Annotated in this window: 30 protein-coding genes and 1 pseudogene; 7 read left to right on the top strand and 24 right to left on the bottom strand. The window is 59.5% G+C overall.

Annotated elements, in window-relative coordinates:
• Positions 1–245: 245 nt before the first annotated feature.
• Positions 246–2,027, bottom strand: coding sequence for a hypothetical protein (locus JO965_RS41940; protein ID WP_203446954.1), 1,782 nt, complete (start codon positions 2,025–2,027; stop codon positions 246–248).
• A gap of 753 nt (positions 2,028–2,780) precedes the next feature.
• Between JO965_RS41940 and JO965_RS41935 the strand changes: the two genes are divergently transcribed.
• Positions 2,781–3,680, top strand: a complete 900-nt coding sequence (locus JO965_RS41935; RefSeq protein ID WP_203446953.1) for a LysR family transcriptional regulator — start codon at positions 2,781–2,783, stop codon at positions 3,678–3,680.
• A gap of 73 nt (positions 3,681–3,753) precedes the next feature.
• Positions 3,754–4,092: a hypothetical protein gene (locus JO965_RS41930; protein ID WP_203446952.1), complete on the top strand. Its 339-nt coding sequence runs from the start codon at positions 3,754–3,756 to the stop codon at positions 4,090–4,092.
• A gap of 89 nt (positions 4,093–4,181) precedes the next feature.
• On the opposite strand, the gene JO965_RS41925 is transcribed toward JO965_RS41930, so the two are convergent.
• Together JO965_RS41925 and JO965_RS41920 are read right to left on the bottom strand one after the other, a co-directional pair.
• Positions 4,182–4,727, bottom strand: a complete 546-nt coding sequence (locus JO965_RS41925; protein WP_203446951.1) for a CarD family transcriptional regulator — start codon at positions 4,725–4,727, stop codon at positions 4,182–4,184.
• A gap of 277 nt (positions 4,728–5,004) precedes the next feature.
• Positions 5,005–5,268 (bottom strand): hypothetical protein, encoded by a 264-nt coding sequence (locus JO965_RS41920; RefSeq protein WP_203446950.1) that lies wholly within the window; start codon positions 5,266–5,268, stop codon positions 5,005–5,007.
• A gap of 307 nt (positions 5,269–5,575) precedes the next feature.
• Here JO965_RS41920 and JO965_RS41915 point away from each other — a divergent pair, with 307 nt between their 5' ends.
• The gene (locus tag JO965_RS41915) at positions 5,576–6,130 is read left to right on the top strand and encodes a metallophosphoesterase family protein (protein WP_203446949.1); all 555 of its coding nucleotides are present in this window, start codon (positions 5,576–5,578) and stop codon (positions 6,128–6,130) included.
• Between the two features lie 60 nt (positions 6,131–6,190).
• On the opposite strand, the gene JO965_RS41910 is transcribed toward JO965_RS41915, so the two are convergent.
• Positions 6,191–7,225 (bottom strand): hypothetical protein, encoded by a 1,035-nt coding sequence (locus tag JO965_RS41910; protein ID WP_203446948.1) that lies wholly within the window; start codon positions 7,223–7,225, stop codon positions 6,191–6,193.
• 572 nt (positions 7,226–7,797) lie between these two features.
• Positions 7,798–8,013: a hypothetical protein gene (locus JO965_RS41905; RefSeq protein WP_203446947.1), complete on the bottom strand. Its 216-nt coding sequence runs from the start codon at positions 8,011–8,013 to the stop codon at positions 7,798–7,800.
• 164 nt (positions 8,014–8,177) lie between these two features.
• On the opposite strand from JO965_RS41905, the gene JO965_RS41900 reads away from it, so the two are divergent.
• From JO965_RS41900 to JO965_RS41890, 3 genes are all read left to right on the top strand, one after another.
• Positions 8,178–8,723 carry a 3'-5' exonuclease gene (locus JO965_RS41900; RefSeq protein WP_246777228.1) on the top strand — a complete coding sequence of 182 codons (546 nt, stop codon included), beginning with the start codon at positions 8,178–8,180 and terminating at the stop codon, positions 8,721–8,723.
• An 81-nt stretch (positions 8,724–8,804) separates the two neighbouring features.
• Positions 8,805–9,011 (top strand): hypothetical protein, encoded by a 207-nt coding sequence (locus JO965_RS41895; RefSeq protein ID WP_203446946.1) that lies wholly within the window; start codon positions 8,805–8,807, stop codon positions 9,009–9,011.
• Between the two features lie 241 nt (positions 9,012–9,252).
• Positions 9,253–9,918 carry a ParA family protein gene (locus JO965_RS41890; RefSeq protein WP_203446945.1) on the top strand — a complete coding sequence of 222 codons (666 nt, stop codon included), beginning with the start codon at positions 9,253–9,255 and terminating at the stop codon, positions 9,916–9,918.
• A 56-nt stretch (positions 9,919–9,974) separates the two neighbouring features.
• On the opposite strand, the gene JO965_RS41885 is transcribed toward JO965_RS41890, so the two are convergent.
• From JO965_RS41885 to JO965_RS41815, 15 genes are all read right to left on the bottom strand, one after another.
• Complete coding sequence (locus JO965_RS41885) at positions 9,975–10,319, bottom strand: hypothetical protein (protein WP_203446944.1); 345 nt, start codon at positions 10,317–10,319, stop codon at positions 9,975–9,977.
• A 339-nt stretch (positions 10,320–10,658) separates the two neighbouring features.
• Positions 10,659–10,913 carry a WGR domain-containing protein gene (locus JO965_RS41880; protein WP_203446943.1) on the bottom strand — a complete coding sequence of 85 codons (255 nt, stop codon included), beginning with the start codon at positions 10,911–10,913 and terminating at the stop codon, positions 10,659–10,661.
• Between the two features lie 19 nt (positions 10,914–10,932).
• Positions 10,933–11,628, bottom strand: a complete 696-nt coding sequence (locus JO965_RS41875; RefSeq protein ID WP_203446942.1) for a hypothetical protein — start codon at positions 11,626–11,628, stop codon at positions 10,933–10,935.
• 92 nt (positions 11,629–11,720) lie between these two features.
• Complete coding sequence (locus JO965_RS41870; RefSeq protein ID WP_203446941.1) at positions 11,721–12,269, bottom strand: hypothetical protein; 549 nt, start codon at positions 12,267–12,269, stop codon at positions 11,721–11,723.
• Between the two features lie 32 nt (positions 12,270–12,301).
• On the bottom strand, positions 12,302–12,919 hold the full coding sequence (locus JO965_RS41865; RefSeq protein ID WP_203446940.1) for a hypothetical protein: 618 nt from the start codon (positions 12,917–12,919) through the stop codon (positions 12,302–12,304).
• Positions 12,920–12,986: 67 nt separating this feature from the next.
• The gene (locus JO965_RS41860) at positions 12,987–13,358 is read right to left on the bottom strand and encodes a hypothetical protein (protein WP_203446939.1); all 372 of its coding nucleotides are present in this window, start codon (positions 13,356–13,358) and stop codon (positions 12,987–12,989) included.
• Between the two features lie 233 nt (positions 13,359–13,591).
• Positions 13,592–14,299: a hypothetical protein gene (locus JO965_RS41855; RefSeq protein ID WP_203446938.1), complete on the bottom strand. Its 708-nt coding sequence runs from the start codon at positions 14,297–14,299 to the stop codon at positions 13,592–13,594.
• 92 nt (positions 14,300–14,391) lie between these two features.
• Positions 14,392–15,474 carry a hypothetical protein gene (locus JO965_RS41850; RefSeq protein ID WP_203446937.1) on the bottom strand — a complete coding sequence of 361 codons (1,083 nt, stop codon included), beginning with the start codon at positions 15,472–15,474 and terminating at the stop codon, positions 14,392–14,394.
• Positions 15,475–15,503: 29 nt separating this feature from the next.
• Entirely contained in the window at positions 15,504–16,154 is a 651-nt protein-coding gene (locus JO965_RS41845) for a hypothetical protein (RefSeq protein ID WP_203446936.1), read from the bottom strand.
• 264 nt (positions 16,155–16,418) lie between these two features.
• Complete coding sequence (locus JO965_RS41840; protein ID WP_203446935.1) at positions 16,419–16,781, bottom strand: nuclear transport factor 2 family protein; 363 nt, start codon at positions 16,779–16,781, stop codon at positions 16,419–16,421.
• Positions 16,782–16,872: 91 nt separating this feature from the next.
• Positions 16,873–17,079 (bottom strand): hypothetical protein, encoded by a 207-nt coding sequence (locus JO965_RS41835; RefSeq protein WP_203446934.1) that lies wholly within the window; start codon positions 17,077–17,079, stop codon positions 16,873–16,875.
• Positions 17,080–17,626: 547 nt separating this feature from the next.
• On the bottom strand, positions 17,627–17,842 hold the full coding sequence (locus JO965_RS41830; RefSeq protein WP_203446933.1) for a hypothetical protein: 216 nt from the start codon (positions 17,840–17,842) through the stop codon (positions 17,627–17,629).
• Between the two features lie 196 nt (positions 17,843–18,038).
• Positions 18,039–18,299 (bottom strand): hypothetical protein, encoded by a 261-nt coding sequence (locus tag JO965_RS41825; protein ID WP_203446932.1) that lies wholly within the window; start codon positions 18,297–18,299, stop codon positions 18,039–18,041.
• Between the two features lie 13 nt (positions 18,300–18,312).
• Positions 18,313–18,687 carry a hypothetical protein gene (locus tag JO965_RS41820; protein ID WP_203446931.1) on the bottom strand — a complete coding sequence of 125 codons (375 nt, stop codon included), beginning with the start codon at positions 18,685–18,687 and terminating at the stop codon, positions 18,313–18,315.
• Between the two features lie 68 nt (positions 18,688–18,755).
• On the bottom strand, positions 18,756–19,079 hold the full coding sequence (locus tag JO965_RS41815) for a hypothetical protein (RefSeq protein WP_203446930.1): 324 nt from the start codon (positions 19,077–19,079) through the stop codon (positions 18,756–18,758).
• A gap of 69 nt (positions 19,080–19,148) precedes the next feature.
• On the opposite strand from JO965_RS41815, the pseudogene JO965_RS41810 reads away from it, so the two are divergent.
• A pseudogene (locus JO965_RS41810) lies at positions 19,149–19,409 on the top strand (methyl-accepting chemotaxis protein); the annotation flags it as partial.
• A 132-nt stretch (positions 19,410–19,541) separates the two neighbouring features.
• Here the strand turns inward: JO965_RS41810 and JO965_RS41805 are convergent.
• From JO965_RS41805 to JO965_RS48715, 4 genes are read right to left on the bottom strand one after another with little or no spacing between them, the layout of a single operon-like run.
• A complete protein-coding gene (locus JO965_RS41805) occupies positions 19,542–19,943 on the bottom strand; it encodes a hypothetical protein (RefSeq protein ID WP_203446929.1) in 402 nt (133 codons plus the stop codon).
• Positions 19,944–19,965: 22 nt separating this feature from the next.
• On the bottom strand, positions 19,966–20,841 hold the full coding sequence (locus JO965_RS41800; RefSeq protein WP_203446928.1) for a hypothetical protein: 876 nt from the start codon (positions 20,839–20,841) through the stop codon (positions 19,966–19,968).
• A 46-nt stretch (positions 20,842–20,887) separates the two neighbouring features.
• Positions 20,888–21,511 (bottom strand): hypothetical protein, encoded by a 624-nt coding sequence (locus JO965_RS41795; RefSeq protein WP_203446927.1) that lies wholly within the window; start codon positions 21,509–21,511, stop codon positions 20,888–20,890.
• On the bottom strand, positions 21,475–22,083 hold the full coding sequence (locus tag JO965_RS48715) for a phosphoadenosine phosphosulfate reductase family protein (RefSeq protein WP_246777263.1): 609 nt from the start codon (positions 22,081–22,083) through the stop codon (positions 21,475–21,477). The genes JO965_RS41795 and JO965_RS48715 overlap by 37 nt, the downstream gene beginning before the upstream one ends.
• Positions 22,084–22,271: the final 188 nt, after the last annotated feature.

Genomic DNA, 22,271 nt, shown 5'->3' with positions numbered 1-22,271 from the left:
TCCGCAGGGAAAAGGTTATCACTCTTTCCATCCTGGGAATGCCCCAACCGGCCGCGTGGCGGCAGTCGCGGGGTGCGTGATAAGCGCACCGCTTCGGGGACGAACGAATCCATCCGCAAAGCGCTGCTCTCATCATCTGTGTAGGAGCCAAGGCCCTACAAGTTGGTAAATTCACGTAGAGGGGGAGTAGCGGCAGGACCTATCCCGCCGCTTCCCATAGCCTCGCCGGTCACGACGCCAAAGGCTTAGGCCTTCTTGTCGAGCGCCTCATAGAAGGCCGCGATCTGCTCGGATACCTCCATGTAAAAGGGTCCCTCCCAATCCTGAACCCACTTCGGGGCATTGAAGGTGTAGCGGAGGTCGTCCGTGTTGTGCTGATCGTCCTGAAGCTCAAGTGCCTTCTGGCGCCCCATGGCGATGATCTCTGCGGTGATATCCCAGGTCGTGTCGCCCTGCGGATCAACCACCATGGTTTGATCACCAACCCACACTTGCGGCGTAAATTCCGCCATCACCGCCGGGGCATCCTTCGGCATCATCAGCCGGGCCAGCTTGATCTTCCAGTCGTCGAATTCGACGGCGTTCTGGACGATGTAGTCGAACGGGATCAGGGTCAGCAGCGTGTGACTGGTGTCGGGATCGTCCTCCTCGAGGATGACATGCCCGCCGATGGCTTCAATCCGGGGCCGGATTTGATCGGCATAAGCTTTAAGCTGCCGCAAGACGGTTTCCCGATCGCCCTCATTGTCACGGCCATAGCCGATCTCGATGGACGGGTAGGCAAACTTCCGGCCTTCATAGAGGCAGCTATAGGCCATGTGCGGCCAGAAGCCATTGGGAAGCTCAATGCCATCTTCGCCAATGAACCGGCTCTCCTTTTCCGTCAGCGGATAAAAGAATCCGTGCTCATCGACACTCCACTCCAGCCCGAGCTTGCTGAACAGGCGTGGTCCCGCGTGAGCCACTTCGCAACACCCATTGGTCGTGTAAAGCAAGCCTCCCGCATAGCCGTCAGCATCGTCGGCGCACCATTTCTGAACCGGGGGAAGGTCCGCAGTATCCGCTGTATCCTCGGCTTCGTCGTCCTCGTCCTCAGCCTCTTCGAGTTTGGCCGCAACCCAATCCCAGTATCCCCGGCGAGTGTCGCCGTTCTCGACTTCATACTTCCAGTCTTCGGACGGATAGTCGGGGTGATCGTCCCAGACACTATCGATCCCGGCGATCAGCTGCCGAGCACTAGGGTGCGTGGTATCCGGCAGCGGTTTGGGTTCGGGTTTGGCAGAAGGTCCGGTATTGCGCTTCGGCTGGGACGCTGCGCTTGGCATCACACCAAGGAGCTCACGAAGAAGCGGCAGAGGCACCCTCAGCGTGTCGGTCGACGTGTGGAGATATTCTTCGTGCGGCGCGTCGAAGTACCAGCGAATGATGTCCTTGTCGGAAAGCTTGGTGAGATCCTCACCATCGTCTGCGGGGTTGCCGGGACGAAACGTCCGGTCGTTGAACAGGCTGGACCGGCAGTAATCGGCGACCTCGGCATCGAGAGCTTCTTGTGTCGCCATCACATAGAGGTTGTCTCCATGCTTGTGGCTGACCTGCCCGATGAATAGCGGGATCTCGATGGTCTCTGACGCGCCGATGCCGTCGAGGTTGGCCTGAAGCGGCAGGATCTGATCGTCTAGGAGCCGCGACAGGTTCAGAAGGTGTCCGTAGGGCGTAGGACCGAAGAGCTCCGCCCGCTCCTCGGCGATGACCTGTTCGACGAAGGCCTGGTCAACTGCATAAGCCGAGTTGGCGAGGGGATCGCGAACCACAATGATCGTCTCGCCCGTCGGTAGGGCGACTTCCCCAATGGGCTCGGCCAGCGGCGGATTGAGATCGCCCGCTTTACCGGCAGCGGTGAGTTCGTTCTGGTTGTGATAGCCGAATGCGGCGGCAGCGACTTCCAGGGTTTGGTGACGCTTGCAAGGGATGCCGCGGGCCTTGAGGACCTTCTCAAGGCGATCAAGATGAACGGATAGGGATTTCATAAGCTGTCTCCTTCAGGGCAGCCGGCATGCTCTATCGAGACGGGGGTTCCATTGACCGCGAGCCGGCCGCCGCAGGATGCAGCAGGGGTCAATCGCAAGGTGAGGTTGAGCAGGATTCGCCTGCGGCCGAGAGCAGGCCGCGAGAGACAAAGTCTCTTTGGAACCGGCGGGCTTACCTGTGGCCCTTAAGGAGTCGAAGACCCCTTCGGCACGGTCGCTATGGCCGTGGCGGAGAAGTCATCGGGTATTTTGGGGTTTGAGGAATTCCCAGATCAATAGGATGACAGGTTGGATTGAGGATCTCGTCGGGTTTTCAGGCGCCAAAGCGTGGTGATGCCGATCACCGTGCAAAGACCTGTGATGAGGACGCCATCACTGTAAAGAATGCCTGAGACTGCTTCAGGCATGCCGACTATGCTCTACACTAATCCGTAATTCGTTTTAGTAAGGCTGGACGGCGAGCAGCAATCTGAACTCTGAACTGCCACCACAGCGACGCTGCAAGCATCGTTGCGGTTTCGATTGCTCGCGCACACCGGATCCACGATGTTGACGGGTAGGCATTGCTGAAACACCTATAGAATGCGTCTTCTGATTGTTGAGGAGGTTGCATGCATCGGGCATTCATCTGGATCATCTGCCAGATTAGTACAGTATCAATCATAGGACACCTCTGTTTGCCTGAAGTGCCTTCCTAAATAGTCTGATCGCTGGGATCTCTGAACCACCAGAAACGCAAGGTATGTTTCGGAAATGAAAAACATCGCTTGGGATGGATACCAGGTCTTCCTGACCGTCGCCCAGCAGGGTGGTCTCAGCCCAGCCAGTGCCGTGCTTGGACTGAGCAGTGCCACCATCGGCCGGCGGATGCTCGAGTTCGAGCGGGAAATCGGGGTATCCCTGTTCAACCGAAGCCAATCCGGCTACTCCCTTACTGAGGCCGGGCAACAGCTGTTCGAGCGTCTTCAGCAGATGGACCTCGTGGCGCGCAATGTTGAGGCCTGGCGGGAAGAGGCCAACGGCATCCCGACCGTCCGGATCGCAGCGGGAACCTGGGTGGCTTGGTTGATCAGCAAGAATCTGCCTGCCATCTGCTCCAGTCGCGACCGGTTCCGGGTTGAGCTTCTCATTTCGGAACAGAGGGCGACTTTAGCACATCGCGAAAGTGACATCGGCGTCCGTGCGTTTGAGCCCGTCGAAAGCAACCTGGCGGCCGTAAAAGTTGGCGAGGTCGCATACGCCGTCTACCAAGCAAAGCACCTAACTGCAGATGAGCAGGATCGGTGGGTCGCGATCAGCAAGGAGAGTGCCATTTCCGCCTACCTTCGATGGCCGTACACGCATGTACCCGATAAGATTGCCGTGCTGGTAAACCGCCCGAGGTCTCTGCAGGATCTGATTTGTGCCGGCGCGGGCAAAGGTGTTCTGCCTTGTTTCGTTGGGGATCAAGAGCCTCTCTTGGAGCGGGTCGGGGGAACGCTTGAGGAGCTGCGGCATCGGCAGTGGCTCGTGATGAACGACGAAGATCGGCATAGAGCAGATATCAGAACTGTTATTGATCGGCTGACGGTTCTCATGAGACATCATGCGCGAGCATTCTCGGCTGAGACATCGCCAGTGTCATCAGAAGCGAAGCCGGTCACGGTTCGGTAATCTGGGCAGAGTTGTAACGAGCAAATAAAAGGCATCAGCGAGGGCTATTGCTTCGCTGCCGAGTGAGAAAACCATGGTTCGCTTCTATTTCGCCTGCGCACTCGTCGTGGCCTCGATCTTTTATGTGAATGCCGCGATGGCAGAGACCCCGTGGCAGAAGGATACCCGCCGCCTATGTACTTCGACACAACAGCAGGCTTGTTGGATCAAAGCAGGTGCTGCGCTTTGCGATAAGGACCAAATGCGTTGTGACAAGCTGCCGGATCATGCTCCGGCTCGTATCATCGGCCATAGCGGTGGCCGCTGGAATGTCCAGACCGCTTATGGGGCTGGCTGGGTATCAGAGCGAATGATCATGATGGACTGCCGCTTCATGTCGCCGCCGCATCGTTGCGCAGGAGGCGCGCAGTAGCAAGCAAAAGCTCTTCAACAGCTTCCAACGATTGGCGGCGCAACCATTCTCTTCTTTGCGCCGCCAACCGGTACGGTTCGCTATCGTGGCTATGCGGCTGCGTTGCCCTTCGCTGATTTGCCAGGTCGAGGAGCACTGGCCAAACTCTGCTCAATGAGCTTACGGGCTTCTGTGTCGGTGATTTGGTTTATCGCTGCGACTTCCTTAATCATGAAGTCTAGAGCACTCTCGAAGATCTGTCGCTCGCTATGGGAGGCTTCTTCCTGCTGCGGTCCGCGGTTCAGATCTCGCAGAACCTCTGCGACGGCGATCAGCTGGCCGGTTCCGATCCGTTCCTGAAAGTCTGCCGCACGGCGGTTCCACATGCCGCGCTTGGCGCGGGCCTTTTCACTTAGGATCTCGAGGGCCTGTTTGACGACAGCGGGCTCAGACAGCTTTCTTAACCCACTGCTTTTCGCTTTTGCGATCGGAATACGAACCGTGACTTTTCCCGCTTCCAGGGAAAGCACGAGGAGTTCAAGTTTGAACCCAGCAACCTCTTGCTCTTCGATTCCCGTGATCAGGCCGAGGCCGTGGCCAGGATACACGACCGCTTCGCCAGTCTGGAAGGTCAGAGCGTTATTCTTCGTAGTCATTCAGATCAGATCTCCTTGAGACACAGATCATTTTTCGGTCGAGCCAATCTGTGTCGCAGACGTCGAATTCACTACGCGCTATGGAGCGTAAATGATTTGAACTCGATATCTTTTGTGCGGTTCCCGCATATCGGCCTCCCACCGTGGCTGTGCAAGGGGGACTTTCAACGATGGTTTACGCTGGCTACGCTGGGTCGACTGTGGCGTAGTCTCATCTCTCAATGCCGCTGCATAAAAGCAGTCTGAAAACGATAGGACAGTTTGGTTAACGGGCTGTTTACGAGAGGGGCAATGGCCTCAAGCCAGAATAGGGCGGCTTGAGCCCTGCCCGCTGGCGAGCTCGGCGGCGGAGTTCCTGACAGCCTGCAACGAGACTGGCTCCTGGCGGATTGATATGTTTGTAGTCGTCCCAGAAGGCCTTCCTGCCTTCTGGTGAGCGATCGATTCCGGCAACGATCTCCAGTTGCCCGATCGTGCTGACCGCCCGAAGAATTTGCTCGATGGGATGTTCCGGCGGTGATTTCCTGCGCTTGCCCGGCATGTTGGCCTCCTGATCGGCATTGAAACTACGGAAAATTTGCAGATAATCGCCTCGGTCTCGGAACCGGAGAGAACTGGCGTGCAGAGGATGGCGGAAATCATGAGCGAGGGCACTCCTGGCCCTGTCATGCCCGTCGTGCGCCCGAAATCCACTCGTCTCGCTCGAATAGTGGCGCCGCGCGCCTGGTGAAGCGTCCCCGCTGAAGATTCTCGGGGCGCATGCGCCCTGCCCGCGGCGTCCCGCCCAGCCATGATCCTGTCCGCCCTCTTGTCAGGCGCGGATCAGCGCACCTTCGAGAGAGCGAGCGATGACCATTTTCTACACGAGCGACACCCATTTCCGGCACAAGGCCGTTCTGCACTTTGACCGCCGCCCCTTCATCACCGCCGAGGAGATGGAGGAGGAGATCATCAGGCGCTGGAACCAGCGCGTCCGGCCCACCGACACCGTGTGGCACCTGGGCGATTTCGTGTGGGGCAAAGGCCAGCATGCCGCAGCGATCCTTGCCCGTCTCAACGGCCAGAAGCATTTCGTGTGGGGTAATCACGATCATTCGACCGTGAAGCGCTTGCCGGAGTGGCTTTCGTCGCAGCCGTACGCGGAGATCCGGGACAGTCAGGACTTTGTCGTCCTGAGTCATTACGGGCACCGGGTCTGGAACAAGGCCCACTATGGAGCCTTCCATCTGTACGGTCATTCCCACGGCTCCCTGCCTGCGCAAGGGCGCTCCCATGATGTGGGGACGAATGTCTGGGACTATCGGCCTGTCACGCTGGCGGAGGTGAAGGAGCGCTTGGATGGGCTCGGCCTCCTTGAGAGCTATGGCATCCATCATGGGGAGGAATCGAGGCTCGGTGAGTAACCAGGCCCGGGGCGATTGCCGGCGCACCCCCTTCCCTCCTGGCGCCGCCAACCGAAGCTGTCAGGCAGCCAGAGCCATGTCCGGATGGAAAGTCGCTTCGGCCTCTTCGTCATCGAAGGCAAAGGCCAGCACGCTCTCGTCATGAAGCTGCTGCCAGTCGATCTCTCCTGCCTCCAGGAGTTCGCGCATTTGCTCGCGGGCGTGGTGAAGCCGTGCCTCGAGGGGGCTTAGGGGAGCGGGCATCCTCAGATCGAGGAGGGCTGGGGGATGGCGGTTCTCGCCGGCCGGTGCCTGTAGAGCCTCGACTTGCTTCAGGTACCATTCGGTCATGATCTGGGCGAGGAACCGGTTGGTCTTGCTGATCCCGGCTTCCCGCGCCTCGACGCGCGCCTTGGTGCCATAGGCCTGGGAGTCCACGGTGGCGACACGGGGATGCTGGCGCAGTTCGGCAGCTCCGACCCCTTTGAGGCCGAAGAGGTGGAGCTGGATGGGTGTCCCGCGCAATTCGCGGTCCAGGGTCTCAATCACCTGCAGGATGCCCTGGGGCCCGTGGAGGTGCCGCCGGCACATGGACCCTACTCCGACGATCGGGAAGCCTGAGAGATCCGGCATGCGCTCAAGGCAGCGGACATAGTCTTCCGGCATCCAGCCCTGCAACACAGGCATCAAGCGGTTGAGGATGCCGCGCTCTCTGGCGCCGCGGATGCAGACCCGATTGAGGTCCACCGTCCCGGAGATCCTGTCGAGGACCAGTTCGCGGTTTCGGGCGATTTCGGGTTCCACGCAGAGGTCAGCGGACGAGAACCATTTCCAAGGGTAGGCTGCGCACAAGTCGAGGTATTCATCCACGGACCAAGGCAGTCCGCGGTACCGACTTGCAGCCACGAAACCTGCACTATCAAGATACGCTTCTAAACCGTTGAGATGTTTGAGGTTGCTGGTCCTGAAGCCGCGCCAGACGGGAATATCGCTGGCGTCCTTCTTCCATATGGAAAGCGCATTGGCGCTGATCAGGACGGGCGCGTTCAGGGAACGGGCAGCGTCGATCAGCGGCCCTCGCATCACATGCGGGAGGCCGAGGAGAAACTTGAGCATATCTTTGTCCGGGATAGCGCGGCTTGGAGTTTGTCAGCCGGCGATGGGCAAAGAAAAAGGACCGGCGGGAAATCCTGCCGATCCTTGGAAAATCAGATGTTTACAAGCGAATGCTAAACCGATGGCTTATTGTGGGTGACGCTTGTTGTACCACTCGTTCGCTTTAAGGGCCGCAAAGGCTAGCAGTACGACCATGCCGGGCAGAACGACGGAAACCACCAGTGTTTGTCCGTTCATGATATCAAGCCTCTAAGAGCCTTCCTGGCGATAATATGTAGTAGAACTGCAGCAATTGTCCAACCGGCTGCGACCGGCAGGAGTTCCGCGAGCCGCACCGTGTTGGCGAAATTCCCGATGTTATAAAGATACCCTGCCAGCGGAGTGGCGATGCCGACAGTGAAGCAGGCAGTCGACATTCGGTCAAAGTTGTTCGCGAGCAGCTTTTGCCGCTCGTTGAATATTAAACTCACAGCACCGGACCTCCTTGGAAGCGTGTGGTAGCTTTGAGGAGATCCGGCCTTTTATGGGGTTTGATCTTCCTCAGGTTCACCACCCAGTGGAAGTCATGAGCCTTAAGCGACCTTGCTTCCTGGTTGAGCTGCTCTGGCCTCGGCCGCTGCGGCTGCCTGCTCGCGCTGACGATGCTCGGCCAGTTGCTGGCGAAGGTCCTGGTAGAGCGGGCGGAACGTTGGCCCGTGGTCTTCGACCATGTCAGCGAGGATGTGAACAGCTCGGACCAACTTCTCTTCCGTGATCGGTCCGCGTTCCCGGTGATGCCATTCGCTCATGGTGCCGTCTCCTCATGATGGAGCGGGCACACTGCGCCGAGGATCTTGATAGGAGGTTAAGCTTGCCTGGGGCTGGTGGCGGCGTCCACAAACTGGTGTCCCGGCCGGCGCTGCCTTAACATCGCCGGCAAATCACACCAGGAGCAGATTGCTGAAGCACTGATTTGCTCAAGAAATACTCACGATATTGTACGATGAACCGATTTGACCGACACGTCGTCATCGACGTTGAAACCGCCCAATCCTATGATCACGTCATTGAAATCGCCGCTGTTGAGGTCATTGGCGGAACGATCTCCCCTCGCTCGTTTGTCCGCAGGGTCAAGCCGCGCTCAGCCATGAGTCCGTTCTGCTATGCGGTACATCGCATTTCGCTGGCTGACTTGGAAAATGAGCCGCACTTCGAGGAGGTCGTTCACGACCTCATTGAGTTCGTGGGTGATGATACGATTGTCGCTCACAACTATGCCTACGAGTACAATACGCTCAAACGAGAGTTCGAGCGTGCATCACGGCCGACTTACCCGCGAGAGCGCTTCTTTTGCACCATGGCTCTGGCAAAGCGCTCGGGATTGCCCGGCAAACTCCGCCATGCTTGTTCGCAGGCGGGCATCAGCGTTGCTCACCTGCGTGACGCGCATGATGCGTTGAACGATGCACTCTTGGCGGCCCATCTGTTCCTGAAGCTCAATCCGGCGGAGCGGCTATGACCTCGGGGCTGTTGCGGCAGGCCATAACACCCTCACGCAATCTAGGCCTGGTAATCCTTCTGCAGGGCTTAGGGGGAAGTCATGTGCAAGCGACAGATCGACAGGCGGCCAACACCGCCGGCGCCATCGAATGACAACGAACCGCGCGTGATAACCCGTCTCATGCTGGCGCGGCCGGTGTCCTATCGGACAGGCATTATGGCGGCGGTCCTGGAGCGGGCGGAGCGGGTCAGGTTGGATGTTCTGGCTGCTGGCGTGGTGAAGATCCAAGGGGCACGTCGCTGGTAAGCAGCCCATAATATTGCCACGGTTGAACGGCCAAGGTCAGCTTGTGTGGTTTCAGCCTCCTTGAACCGCATAAGCCCTGGTTGAGGATCCACCCGATTTCCTTGGCCGGGGCTCCAGCCGCCCTCAGCCGGAGGTCTGACAGGACCCCTCGGTGAGGGCGCTTTGCTGTCCTCCCAGCGATAAGGCTCCGTTAACCATACTCGCGGACGATAGATGGCCTGATCAAGACGGGGGAAATGGCATGAATGTCGTGGTTTTTGCGTCCCGCAAGGGCGGTTCTGGAAAGAGCACCCTTGCCGCGCATCTGGGGAGCTATATGGCCGAGAATGCTCGCCCGACGCTCCTGATTGAAGCGGATCCGCAGGGGTCTTTGGCCCTTTGGCACTGGGTCCGGGGCTCACAGGATCTTCCGCTTCATGTTGGCACCAAGCATCTCGCGGCCACCTTAGCGAAGGCGCGGCGCGCCGGGGCTGAATGGGTTCTGATCGACACGCCGCCGAACGCGGAAGCCCCTGTGGCCGAGGCGATCTGGCACGCGGATCTTGTCGTGATCCCCATGCGTCCGGGTCTGTTCGATGTCGACGCTGTTCAGGCCACGATCAAAATGTGCCGTGAGCTCAAGAAGCCTTATGCGGTGGTGATCAACGCCGCGCCGGCCAAGAACGGCTCGGAAGATCCGACGGTAATGGACGCACGGGGCGCGATGCAGGCGCTCGACGTTCCGACGTGGAGTGGTCAGATCACTCATCGCCCTGAATTGTCCCTCTCGCTGGCCCATGGATCTGGTGTCAACGAATTCAGCGCCGGGTCGGCTGGATCGGAGGAGATCGGCAGCCTTTGGCGAGCGCTTACAAGAAGCTTCGAAGCGATGAAGGCGATGTCGGGCACCCAGGCTCAATCGGCCTGACCCGCACGAGCGGGCCAAAATCGTTGGCCATGGGAGCCTCGGCCGGGTGGGCGGGCTTACAGCTTCTCAGGGAACCGGAGGTAGGCGTCGGGGTCGATCCCGTTCTCCTTCATCGCGTCCTTGAACCCGGCGAGGTACATGAGGTCGCCGGCGGTCATCGGCGAGCCGTCCGGCTTCCTGAGCGAGGTCGGCTTGAGGAAGACCGAATCGGGATGCTGCTTGTGCATGTGCCCGAGCTCCGTCTGCAGGCCGCGCCGCATGGCGTGCTCCTGCATCAGCTCCCATTTCAGGTCGGCGATGTGCCGACGCAGGGAGGCGAGGGCCTCCTCGTACTGATCTACCGTCGCCTCCATCCTCTTCGCCGCTCCCCAAGCGAGCGCGTAGGCCATGTTGTCGTCCATCGTTCGTCCTTCAGGTTTGAGAAAATCCATAACGCGCGGTGGGGGAGGCTCAAAATCTAAATCGGTCCTAGTGGTAAATGCGGGCTTGGCACTCGCGTAGAACGCAAAAACTGAGCCGCACAATTTCGCATAACGGGAACTACGGAACGATCCCGGGCAAAAGCTTCAGTTCTCAATGATGGCGGTGGGTGGAGATCGCCTCTTTCACGCTGCGTCGCTCGCTTCTGATCTCAGTCCTGATCGGAGCCGAAAAGATGCTGCCCGTGATCGAATTTGCTTGGCGTATAGCTCATCAGGCTTGAAGCCTGAACGACAGAGGCGACGGTCCCTGCGGCTTCGTCAAAGGTCCGTGTAACCCTTCTCCCGCTGGGTCTCAGCCCAGCCTTCAAGCGCCCGAGCCGCTGCGGCCTCATCCGGGTAGATATCGACCTTCTCCTGGCCCTTGGAGCCGACTGCTCCCCAATTCCGCACCAGCCGGATCGTCCCGAACAGGTCCCGCTCAATCATCAGGCTGAAGAAACGTGCCCTGCCCTGTTCCGGGTCACGCCGGTAGAGCACCAAGTGATGCCGGATCGGGGAGCGCGCATCAGGCATCCCGGAACCTGTCGTCCTGTCAGGTCCGGTTCTTCTGAAGCGTACGTTCCATCTCAGCCATCATGGCCGTCTCGATGTCGTCGAGGTTGACCTGAACGGCTTGGCCGCCCGTTTGGGCGGGACCGGCCTGCGCCTTGGTGGCCGGCACCTGCTTGGCGGCGGCACGGCCAAGGGGCACCCGTGGCTGGACCGGGAAGCGGTTCTCCAGAGTATCGAGGAGGCCGTTGAGCGCAGGATCACTCAAGGGGATCTCCGGAGCCTCATCAAGTCCTCTAAGGGCGAGCGACTGGTTGGTGTAGCGGGCATCCTCCGTCACCTCGGGCCCGAACCACGGCAGAGGATGAAAAGCCCTCGCCTCGGCCTCGTTGCTGAACTCAACGGTGACGAGGTGCAGGGTGCGGGGCCGGATAATCTGGTCAACCAGGACCTGATGATGACCGATGGGCAGCGGTGTCCGGCTATAGTCGACTTCGCCGGCACAGACGTCGAGCAGCGCATGGGCGTGAGCTACAGGCACCTCGGTCTGCTCTTCTGTTTCACCCTGCGGGCCGGCTGTTCTGAGGATGAGCAGTCCCCGGTTCTCCTCGAGGCGGACGGAGGAACTCCGGTCCCGCTGTTCGGGGAAGAAGCCTTCGACCTGGCGCAGGCCGCCCCGCTCCCTTTGGATGAGGCGGGCAAGGGACGAGGCGAGGAGAAAACGGCGGCGAATGGTCATGAAATCCAGGGAATGAAATGAATGCGGGGTCTGGCTTCCTATAGGACGGCCCAAGGCCGTGGCAACCCTGAACCCCGCATCGCGGTCGCTGCCTAGCGGCTGGCCCGGGACCTCTCCTTCTCCTGGATCTGTCGCTCGGACAGGTACTGGCGATCGTAGAGAAGCAGCGGGTCAGCGTCTTTGCCCCGCATATCAGACCATGCCGCAATGCTGGACAGCGGGACGAAATGGTAATGCGAGGAGTCTTTGTTCTGAGGCTCGAAGAGACCAATCTGGTCGTCCGGGCTCTCCGCCATGGCACCGGTGAGCGAGTGGCCTGACGTCAGATAGAGGGTCACCACACGGTCGAGCGACAGTTCCTTGAGGCCGGTGAGAGGATCGCTCTCCTTGGACCTTGAGAGAGGCGCCGGCACTTGGGGCTCGGCCACGGCTTTCAGCTTGTCCTGAAGCTTCTCGACAAGGTCTAGACCAGTGCTGCCGATGTGGGTGATGTCCGTCAGGGAGAGCACGTTGGGCTCCTCAGTATCAGACAGGGAGAGTTGCTCGCAGTTGGCAAACATGGCGAAGTAGGCATGGATCGAGTTCAGGAGTGCCTCGACCGTCTCAGGTTGATCCACGGGCTTTTGTTCGGCTGTGTCCACGAGGCAAATTCCTTGGAATAGGAGTGAAGGGTTTAGGCCGCGATTTGCTGGCCGATCTTGTCGATGAGGTCATTGGCTCGCGCGATGATCCGGGTCCGGATCTCCCGTTCCGCCTCGGCGTACTGGTCCGGGTGGTAGATCAAGGTCACAGCGCGACGCAGCTTCGTGAGCTGGTCCTTGGCTTTGATCGGCTGGGCCCGGATGAAGGTCTCCGTGACCGACCAGAGCCGGTCTTCGTGAAGATCGACCGGTTTCGCTGCAGGCTCAGGTGCCACGGGGCGGGCCGTCTGCGCGGATGCCGGAATGGTAAAGGAGAGATCCAGCGAGGACAGATTGCCGACCGCAATGTCTTCCACTGGCACAGGGACGGTCAGCTTCTCCGACCCATAGTAGACGATCAGGGTCATCGACTTGGCGAAGTTGCGCTCCTTCCCGGCGAAGGCGCTGCCGTAATAGAATTCCCCGTTCTGACCTTTCGCTCGCAGCTTGCGGTAGATGCCGCCGTTGCTTGCCTGAAAGACGGCGTCGGTGAGCAGGATCTCGAGGCGATCAAAACGAATTTCAGCTTCTGAATGAGGATCCTGCCGATTGACGGTCAGGAAACCGAGATGGAAGCGGCTGTTGTCGTTCTGGGCGCGGCGCATCGTCATGGCGGGTCCACCATTCATCGGGAAGACTGGGAAGGAAGGTGTCGGCTGGAGCGCTGGTGCCTGGCCGTCAGGCGAAGAGGGCGTGACTGTGTCCGTCCTCGAAGGCCTCCATCGCAAGGTCGCGATCGTCTTCGATAAGGTCTGCAGCGACTGACGGCTTCTCGAGGGTCTGCCACTGAGGCCCCTCGGCCTGAGCCTCGTACCGGTCGTGCCACCGCTCCACTGCAACCGGGATCGCGGGAACCTCGGAGACCCGATTGTCCCACCGCCCACCGTCACAATCGATGCCACCATAAACGATCGCGACTTTGCCGCTTTCCTGCAGCTGCCCGATCCTCGTTTTGAGATCGGCCCGTCGGGCGAGGAAATCCACCTTGTTGCGATTCAGCTCGCGGACCAGACGACGGATGAGGCTGCGGGACTTGCGCGTGAGCTGCATCGAGATCTCCCTTCCCTTTTGGGGATTTGACGGACTGTCGGGTTCACCCAATGCTCGACTTCGATACCACTTCTTGAACCTCTGGTAGTCCTGTGAGGATATGCTCAAAGGCAGGTTTTCTGAAAGGCGCAGCGCCGCCCCCTTCGCTCCTAGGCGCTGCGCCTCGGGTGGCAGAACGGAACGTCGGGGACATAAAAAGTAAAGGGCGGCCGTTATGACCGCCCTTCTTAGTTCTAAGCCGCTTCTGCCGGGGCCGGCGTATCACGTTCAACAGTTACGACCGGAGAGCCGCCTTTCTTGAGGTTCACGACCACCTTCATGACGATGGTTTCCTCCTCGCCCTCGACGTCGCTCATGAGGGCATAAGCCTTGTCGAGGACAGCGGATTGGACCTCCCTCTGGAAGTGGGAGCGGGACGCGCCAGTGATCCTCGCAATCAGTGTGGCGAATGATGCACTGTGGTTCTCCTCCTGGAGGGAGTAGTCGCCGCCTTCATCATTATACCACGGCACGCCGCGGATGAGGCGGCTATGGACTTCGTCTTCACGCCCTTTGGCGATCAATAGGTAGGGATCGTAAGTATCCCAATCAGGGTTGAAATAGATCGCAGCGATGGGGGCGGACAGCGTCCTCTCGCCCCCGGCCGGGTCCTCGATTTGGAACGTCAGCGCCAGATCTTCCACGACGGCGTTGTAAAGGTCGTCAATATTGGCCTCTGCATCGCGGATGGCCCCTCCCACCTCCTCATAGGACAGGGCGTAGCCAGATTCCCCATCGTCGAGAGGAATCTGGATTTCGTCTCCCTCGGCCTTGATCACAAGGGTGTTGCCGATCACGTGAGGAACGACACCTTTTCCAAGCGCCTGGTCAATTTCCCTGTCCTCGAACATGACCCGCGTGACGGCCGGACAGCCATCATTCCCGACGATGTTCTCCAGCATGGACTCCAGGTAACCGCTTTCCTGGACCCCATAGGATTCAAGAGAGACGCTGACGATCTCATGACGCTCCAGACGGTCGCCATCGGCGCTGATCAGGCCGGCATCCAGCGGGTTCCGGCGAGATTAGAGACAACGCAGGACGGGCGCGGGATCGGATACGGGGACGTTCCCCGCAAGGGGTGATCGGCCGGCAAGCCGTTGACGACGGCCGGGTTGGAGATCATCCGGCAATAGAGATGCTCGACGGTTTTCCAGATCAGGTCCAAGCCCTCGTCCTGGATCAGGACGTCGCGCTCGGGCAGCTTGAGTTTCAGGTGGCTGGTGTCGTGCACATCGATGAGAACAATCGTGCAGAAGCTGGTCTCGAGGAAAGCCTTCTTCTCGGTGTTCAACTCGACCGTCTTCTCCGCGGACGGGATCTGGTGGCGAGCCTGGGTGTCGCTCAGGCTGATGACCTTGCCGAAGAAGTTGATCTTCGTCTTGTCCATCCGCCAGAACTCACCTCGCACCCGGGCAAGCTTGATGGTCACACCATGAATCGTCTCAGAGGCGACGGCGGTGATCTGGCCCGTATGCTGCTCCAGGGCGTGATCGAGGAACGTCCTGGGCACAACCACCTTCGGCACGTCCTGAGGGAAACCCTGGAGGGTGGCAGTCAGTCCCGAATAGCGGCTGCATCGTTCGATGATTTCGCCGAGTTTTCCCCCCTCGTGCTCAACCAAGGCTTTGAGCGGGATGAAGGACCGGATGCGAATGGAGAGGCCATCCTGATGGGCAAAGCCACGGGTCAGCGCAGCGGTGGTGCCACCGGTGAAGGCTTCCTTCGGAATCTGCATCTCCCAATCATGAGAGCGTACGACAACGTCGTATTTAGCTAACGCGTAGAAGCCGAGTCCGGCAGGCGCCTCAAAGGTCTCCGTCGCAACATCGTTGTTGCTGCCACCGGCCATCAGCAGGATGTGGGCGTTGTCAGCCGTCAGGCCATGACCGTCATCGGCGATGATCAGGTCGCAGTCCTCGAGGATGAACCGGACGGTCTTGGCTTTGGCGCGGCGGGAGTTCTGGATCATCTCATCGATGATGCAGTCCTGGGAGTGGCTGAAGAACTGATCCGCCCGGGTGATGAGCTTGCGGCCCAGGGTGGCCTCAACGGCAGTAGTGGTAAACGTGTTCATTGCAAATGCCTTGGAATATCGAGGGAGGATTAGCCGGCGAGGGTGAGGAGAGCGGAAACGGCTGTGTCGTTTCGCTGCTCGTCATCGGCTTTGAGGATCCTGGCGACTGCCGGGAAGATCTTGACGATGTCCTGGTAGGTGACGCAGTCGTTGAAGGCCTGAACGAAAGCCGGCACCTGGGCGAATTCGGCCATCACCGCCGGACAGATATCCTCTTCCAGAACCCGGACGTGTTCCTTGAGGCTGGTTTGATACACTTCAACCCCAGGAGCTTCGGTCGACAGCGCCCACGAGAGCGTCGCTATGGGGAGGAAAGAGGCACTTCCGCCCCGCCCTCCTTCGTGGACGCGCTTGAAGCTCAGAATCTCGCCGGCCATCGGCTGACGGTTCTTGGCTCCTTCCGGCGACTGGAAGGTCAGGAAGCCCGGACGCGAGCAGTGGTCGAGCCAGACACCCCAGACGCTGCGGTAGGTATGGGCGATCTCGACATACCCGAGCAGATGGCTTGCCAGTGCTCCGATCTCGAGTTCGGAGGTGCTTTCAACCAGGCCGCCGACAGTGAACTCCTCGAAAGCTTTGTAGCGCTCGGAGGCGATGGCTCCGATCTGGTAGGCGCAATGAACAATGTCGCTGAGAACACGAGTGCGACGCTCGTACAGGGGTTTTGCAGGCTTGGGCATTGATCAGTGATACCGCGTGCATAAGCGCGCGGGTCCGATGCCCGTTCCTGAGCTTGAAGTCAGTTGTCATGGGATCCTCCGGTCAACTCTGTGCCGGTAAGGGTGGGTTGCGGTTCGATCGACCATGCGTCGAGCCCGCGCTGTCGAGATTCCTCTTTTGGGGTTTGAGGAATGCCGACTGGCAAATGATCAGAACAGAAAAAGAAAAAGGCTGGCCTGAACTCAATCAGGGCCAGCCTCGTGTGGATTGGGATTTGAGGATGGTTAGGCGTCAGGAACCTGGTCGAGAAAGCCGACAACCTGCTTCAGGCGCCCATTGTCCACGGTGACGAAGTCGGTGCCTTTGATCGGGCCATCGGTCCCTTCGGGCCCGAGTTGCCAGGAAAACCGGACGTGATCCGCGTGACCATCGGGCTTTCCGATCAGGGTGAACCGGAAACCGGGAAACCGCTGATGGACAGCGCTGATGAGAGCGTCGATCTGGCTATGGCCGCTTCCCTGCATAAGGGGATCGACATAGGTGCCGTCTTCGTCCCAGAGATCAGCCAACATAGCCCGGCGCCGGTCGGCGTTCGTCTCGTTCCATAGGGCGATGTAGCGGTCGGCGATGGTTGTGGCGTCAGTCATGCCATGTCTCCTGCTGGTGGGCCGGGTCAATTCCGGCGTGAGGACCATGAAGGAGACGGAGAGGTGGGTCGATTACGCGCGAGGTAATGTCTTATGCGGTTGCCATGATGTCGTCAGCCGCCGTTTCGGGCGAGTGTCCGGTCTCATAGTAATCCCGAGCATCGCCGTAGCGGGCCTCTGGCAGGTTTCGCTTGACGAGCTCTCCGTTCAGGGCCAGCCACCAGGGTGAGAACTCAGTATTGGCCTTCGTGGATGCGGTCTCGAGGAGACGAAGGCTGGTGTTGGTGTAGTGAGTCATGGACGGTCCTTCCTAAGGGATCGCTGATGCAAGCGTTAGCGTTGCCAGAGACCGACATCTCTGGAACGAGCCTGTTTCTGAATTTGAGGACGATGAGCGGGCGCGCCGCTGGTCCGAGCGGCGGACATGAGAACGCCTTGGCAGAGGTGCTGTCTTGGAAAACCTCGACCAAGGCGTTCGTGGTTCAATGGAATAAGACCACAACCGGCCAGATAGGATGCGGAGGCGAACGGGTCAACGCTCCCCTAACGAAAACGCCCTGACAGAGTTAGCCGTGCGGAGCTCACTGTCAGGGCGCATTCTGTATGGTGCCGGTTGCAACACCTACCCCACAACAATACTGCAGCCGGGCTGATGGTTCAACATAGGGCTGTGCACAAGTGGAATTGCCCCGGCAGGAGGCTGAGCACCAGACCTCCCACCAGGGCGCATGCGACGTGTTCCGGCATCGCACGTTCTATGTAGATGCACTCGCGGCACATCACTGTGTGGCGCCGCACATCCGCAGGTCCGAGCGCGATCGTCGAACCGGACCGAGCCTGAGACATCACTCGGCTCGGCTGCGGTCGACACCGACATCACGAAGCATATGCGGGCTGAGTTCGTGACGCAGCGCCTGCTGAAGTTCGTGACGAAGCAGGTGATCGAGTTCGGCGGTTGCCACAGGCCGCTTGTGATCGTTCGCGGGCCTGCGCGGCACGCGAAGGAATTCAAAGCGGAAGGCGAACCCTACAAAGGGCAGAGGGAATACGGTCGGTTTCATCGGAGCCACCAGCAGCAACAGTCGTGACGAGGAGAGCGGCGCGTTCGTACGTGCAAATACGCATAGACATGTAACGCCTCCTCTGGCTGTGGCTGTGAACCGGGCGGACAATCCGCGGGGCAGCTTCAATAACAGAATTCGGCTGCGGAAACTAGCCCCGCGATCCAATTTATTGCCGACTGCCGTCTCGATTACTTTAGGCAGACGGCCTAAGGCGATAGTAAGTAGACACGGAAGTATGATGGACCGGCACGATGATACCCTCCCTCCGGAGTTCGTCCATCGTGGCGAAGCCGATGCCACGGACCGTCCCCTGCGTGGCAGTCTTCAGGTGTGTCTTGAACTGCTCGCGCTTTGTGAATCGGCTGGTCTCCAGGGCGTAACGGAACTCCCCGCCCTCTTTCAGTACATCGAGGGCTTTCCTGGCGAGGGTGGAGAGCGCGGGAAGTTCTGTCATGATCGCCTCTGTTCTATGCGGGAATTCCCAGAGCGGCACAGCGTATGCGCCAGAGCTCGGTCGCCTGGCACGCATGGCCGGCCTGACCGAACAGGTCCTGCAGGCCGCTGGCGGATGTTAAAATCGGAACGAGGTGCGGGTTCTCGGCGATGTATTCATCCCAGAGAACCGAATAAAGCGACCTCACCTCGTCGGCATTGACGGCTCGCTTGCCTTTGGCCTCGCGCCAGGTGAGACCCGTCGAGCCGTCTTCGAACCGTTTTGCGGCCTGATAGATTTCCTCAATGGACTTGTTGCCACGGCTCCTAATCCGGGCCGCAAAGGCACTGAAGCGGCGATCTCCCTTGCTGGAGCATTCGAGGAAGGGAGCCGTGCCATGCTGGATCATTTTGGGGGGTCCTTGACTGGTTTCATCAGTTGCAAAGACCGTCACTTGATCCCTCTTCCCGAGCGGCGTCAGGCCGCAGCGGCGGTGTAGACGCCAAGATCGTCCGCGGGAAACTCGAACCTCGAAAGCTTGTTGTGGTTCGTTTTAAGCATTTCGTCGGTGACCTGGAAGTTCAGGACCTTCTCGAAGTCGCTGCGGTTCTTATGGAGACCAGCGACCTTCATTACGCAATCGGGGATCTCCGAGTAATAGGATTCCGCCGACTTGAACCAGCTTGGAGACTCCTGGCCGGCGGCTTCACGGATAGCACTGTCGGTGATCATGAAGCTCCGAAGGCGCTGGACCGCAAGAATGATATTCAGCGTGTCGTAGTTGAGCCTGCGCATCATCATTCCTTTCTGGGGACATGAATGGAATAGTTCATGTATAAACATGACCAGCGTGTTTAGAATTTCAGCCCCGAAATATCTCAGATCTCCGCATCGACTGCGGCCGCCATGGAGGAGCAGGGTGCGGCGACAGGCGAAATCGCCCGCAGCGTGCAGGAAGCCGCCCGTGGCACCGAACATGTCACTGGAAACATCTGCAATGTGCGCCGGGGTGCGGGCGAGACGGGGGCTGCTGCGTCTCAGGTGCTGAGTGCGGTCCAGGAACTGGCTCGCCACTCCAACAGCCTTGGGGACGAGGTTGACCGCTTCCTCCGTGGCGTGAAGGCAGCTTAAGGCAAGCTCCCTGAGCTATATAACAGCTACCGGCGCACAGAAGTTCGCTGGGCGGCTCGCCTCACGGTGATCCGAAAACGGAAGGCGCCCCTACTGGGAGGGGCGCTTTTCTTTTTGGCGGGCAAACCGCCGCTAAACCGGGCCGATAGCGACCACTCCGAATGTAACTCCTCCAAGGGACTTCGGGGTGCCGTTAAGAGGCGGGTAGACCAGGTGACCGATCCCGTAGCAAACGTCGGAGGTATCGACCCCCTCGGCGCCGTAGCACTCACGGGTGATCTGGATCGTGTACCGAGGGCAGCCTTCGTGCACGATCTCGCCGATGGCGATTACCTTCCCTTCGATGAAGTCTACTCTGTTCGATCGCGTGATCCGGGTATCCATCCCGTAGATCCGCCCGTCATTGAGCAGCGTCGCCAGATTGAAGGAGCGGACGGTAGCACCCACCTGGATCGGGTTTCCGAAAATGTCCTGATCCGGCTTGGCGTACTCCGCAATGAGCTCCGGCGTCGAGAAGAGAGAAACTGCGCTCATGATTGACCTCAGGGGTTTGGTTTCAGCCGATGGCCCTGTCGAGGGCGTCTCTCAAGGCGAGGTACTCGGGAGGATCGGAGTCCGCGATGCCGGTACCCTCAATCCAGGGAAGAGCCCGTCGGATCGCATGGACCATCCGGGGAGCGGCCGTCAGCACCTGGGCGTAAGCCGCGCTGTCATCTGTCGGAGCCGTACCCTCCCCTTTACGGTTGGTGACGCTCGCTAGCCCGCTGGACGGTTCAAGGACGAGGCGGAAGTCGATCGCCCGGATTGGGGTCTCGATGATCCTTTGATAGGCGGGTTCACCAAAGCTTGGGATCACGGTCTGCACAGTCGCGGATGGACCTGCCTTCCAGATCGTATGGCCACAAGTCTCTGCGATGTGGGTCAGAGAGGCGATGTGGGTGGCGACGTTTTCGCCGGCATTGTAAGCCGACAGGAAGTTGGCGAGAGCAGCCGTAACGTCGTCCTTGGAATACGGTTCTTGCTCCAGGTGGATGACCGGAATGAGGATCATCGACTTCCGGAGATCGACCAAGTTCCTGAACGAGCAACCTTCGTTGATGGCCACTGCACATTTGCACTGAAACTCGGCGCATTCATCGTCGACTGCATAAACAGCATCGGTCAAGGTCGGAGGCGTCCCGCCGTTCGTGTATTCGCCCTCCACCTTGTAGCGGATGGGCTCCCCTGCCTTCCGGAAGCCCGTGATGCGACGGGTTTCGGCCTCGGCATCGAAAACAGAGTTCAACTCGCGGGCTTTGGCGACCGCCGGGAGGAAGTTATCGATCATCGGACGCCGAGCCAGAACGTCCAATCTGACGTGGACGGGGACATCCTGACCTTCGAAGGAAACGATGTATTCGCGGACGGCAGTATCTTGAGGTGCGGCAGTCATGGAGAGCCTCTAGGCGTTATGAATTCAGGATCGATGCTGGAAGCAGTCAGGCCACGACCGCAGGTGCCGGAGTGTCGGGTGGGATAAATGCGGTCAGGACCGCAAGGTCGTCGATCAGGTCGGACACTGGCGCACCAAGCGTGTGAGCGGCGACGAGGGACTTTACCGCCTCGGCAAGCTCATTGAGGCTCACAGGGTTCTCAACGCAGTGAACGACCGTGACGTGATCCAGGACTTCCGAGAACCTAGCAGAGTCTTTGATCAGCGTTTGCCCGGCGAGACTCCCGGCCTGAAGGGCGATCCCGCATCTCGCGGCGAAATCGGCCTCATCGCCGTCGACGGCCTGGACCGGGCCGGTGTAGAGTTTCTCGTCGTTTTCACCGACGAAGCCCTCGTAGGCGAACCGCCTCAACGGCCCAGGCTTATGGACGGAAAGCAGATGATACCCCACGGCCCGGGTATCGAGATCATTGAGATAGTCGCTGTCCGATTTGTAGTCCTCGTGGACGAGTGTCTTCGCGGCACATCTCTTCTGAGCCGATTGAAGAATCTCATCCAGATCATCGAGCATTGTGTAACCGTGGAGGCTTTCCACCTCTACGGTGACCGTCTGCTCGCTGCCGTCCGGGCCGCTCATGACGGCCACGTATGATTTGAGAATGTAGGGCATAAGGATCCCCAACTTGGGCCGCCGCTTTCGCCGAACGCACCGGGAGGGTACGCCCAGGTGCTGGGGTCGATCAAAACTGGCACGTCATATGTCTCGGAAAGCGCTAAGCGTGCGATCTCAGGTGAGGCGAGAGCCGGACCGTACGGTCTGCCCTTCGCGGCAAGTTCGCGCACGCTCATGCTTCGTTTGATTGTGACGCCGAATTGCTCTTCGTAGTTCGCAACAATCTCGAAGCGTTCAGGCCAGATATACTGAAGCGTGGCCCATTGATCGGCGCCACCGAAGATGCAAAAGGCACATGAAGCTCTCGAGAGTCCCAGCCAGTAGCACGGATGTGGGTTGAGCCCGTGCCGCCTTATGATCGCCCATACTTCTTCCTCAGACCATTGCAGTACTGGACGCCAATGATCGATGTGACGGGCGCGTCGCGTTCCATCACGGGTGTCTGAGCGGTGACGCTCGAGGGGCTTATAGCGGGATCGCGCTGCGCTTTCCTGAGCACGCTCCCCTGTGATAAACAGAGTGCGTTTACCCAGAAATCGATCCTGCCCTCTGAGAGCGGCTGCACCCACGTCGATTTTAGTGGCGGCGAGCAATACCGAGTTTGAAGGTTCGCAGAAACCTGGGGGTAGCGCAACCGTGTACCAATTGGTCCCTCGCCGCCTGCTTTTCCGAGCGTCCCATCTGGCTTTTCGAAGATCACCGGAGCCGTCGGAGTTCCATTGCGGAGCATCTCACGCAGGAAGCCACCTTCGCGCCA

The organism is Microvirga sp. VF16 (assembly GCF_016864375.1).
Lineage (GTDB): Bacteria > Pseudomonadota > Alphaproteobacteria > Rhizobiales > Beijerinckiaceae > Microvirga.
The sequence above is the reverse complement of the archived record's forward strand: the minus strand, read 5'-3'. Positions and strand labels throughout refer to the sequence as shown.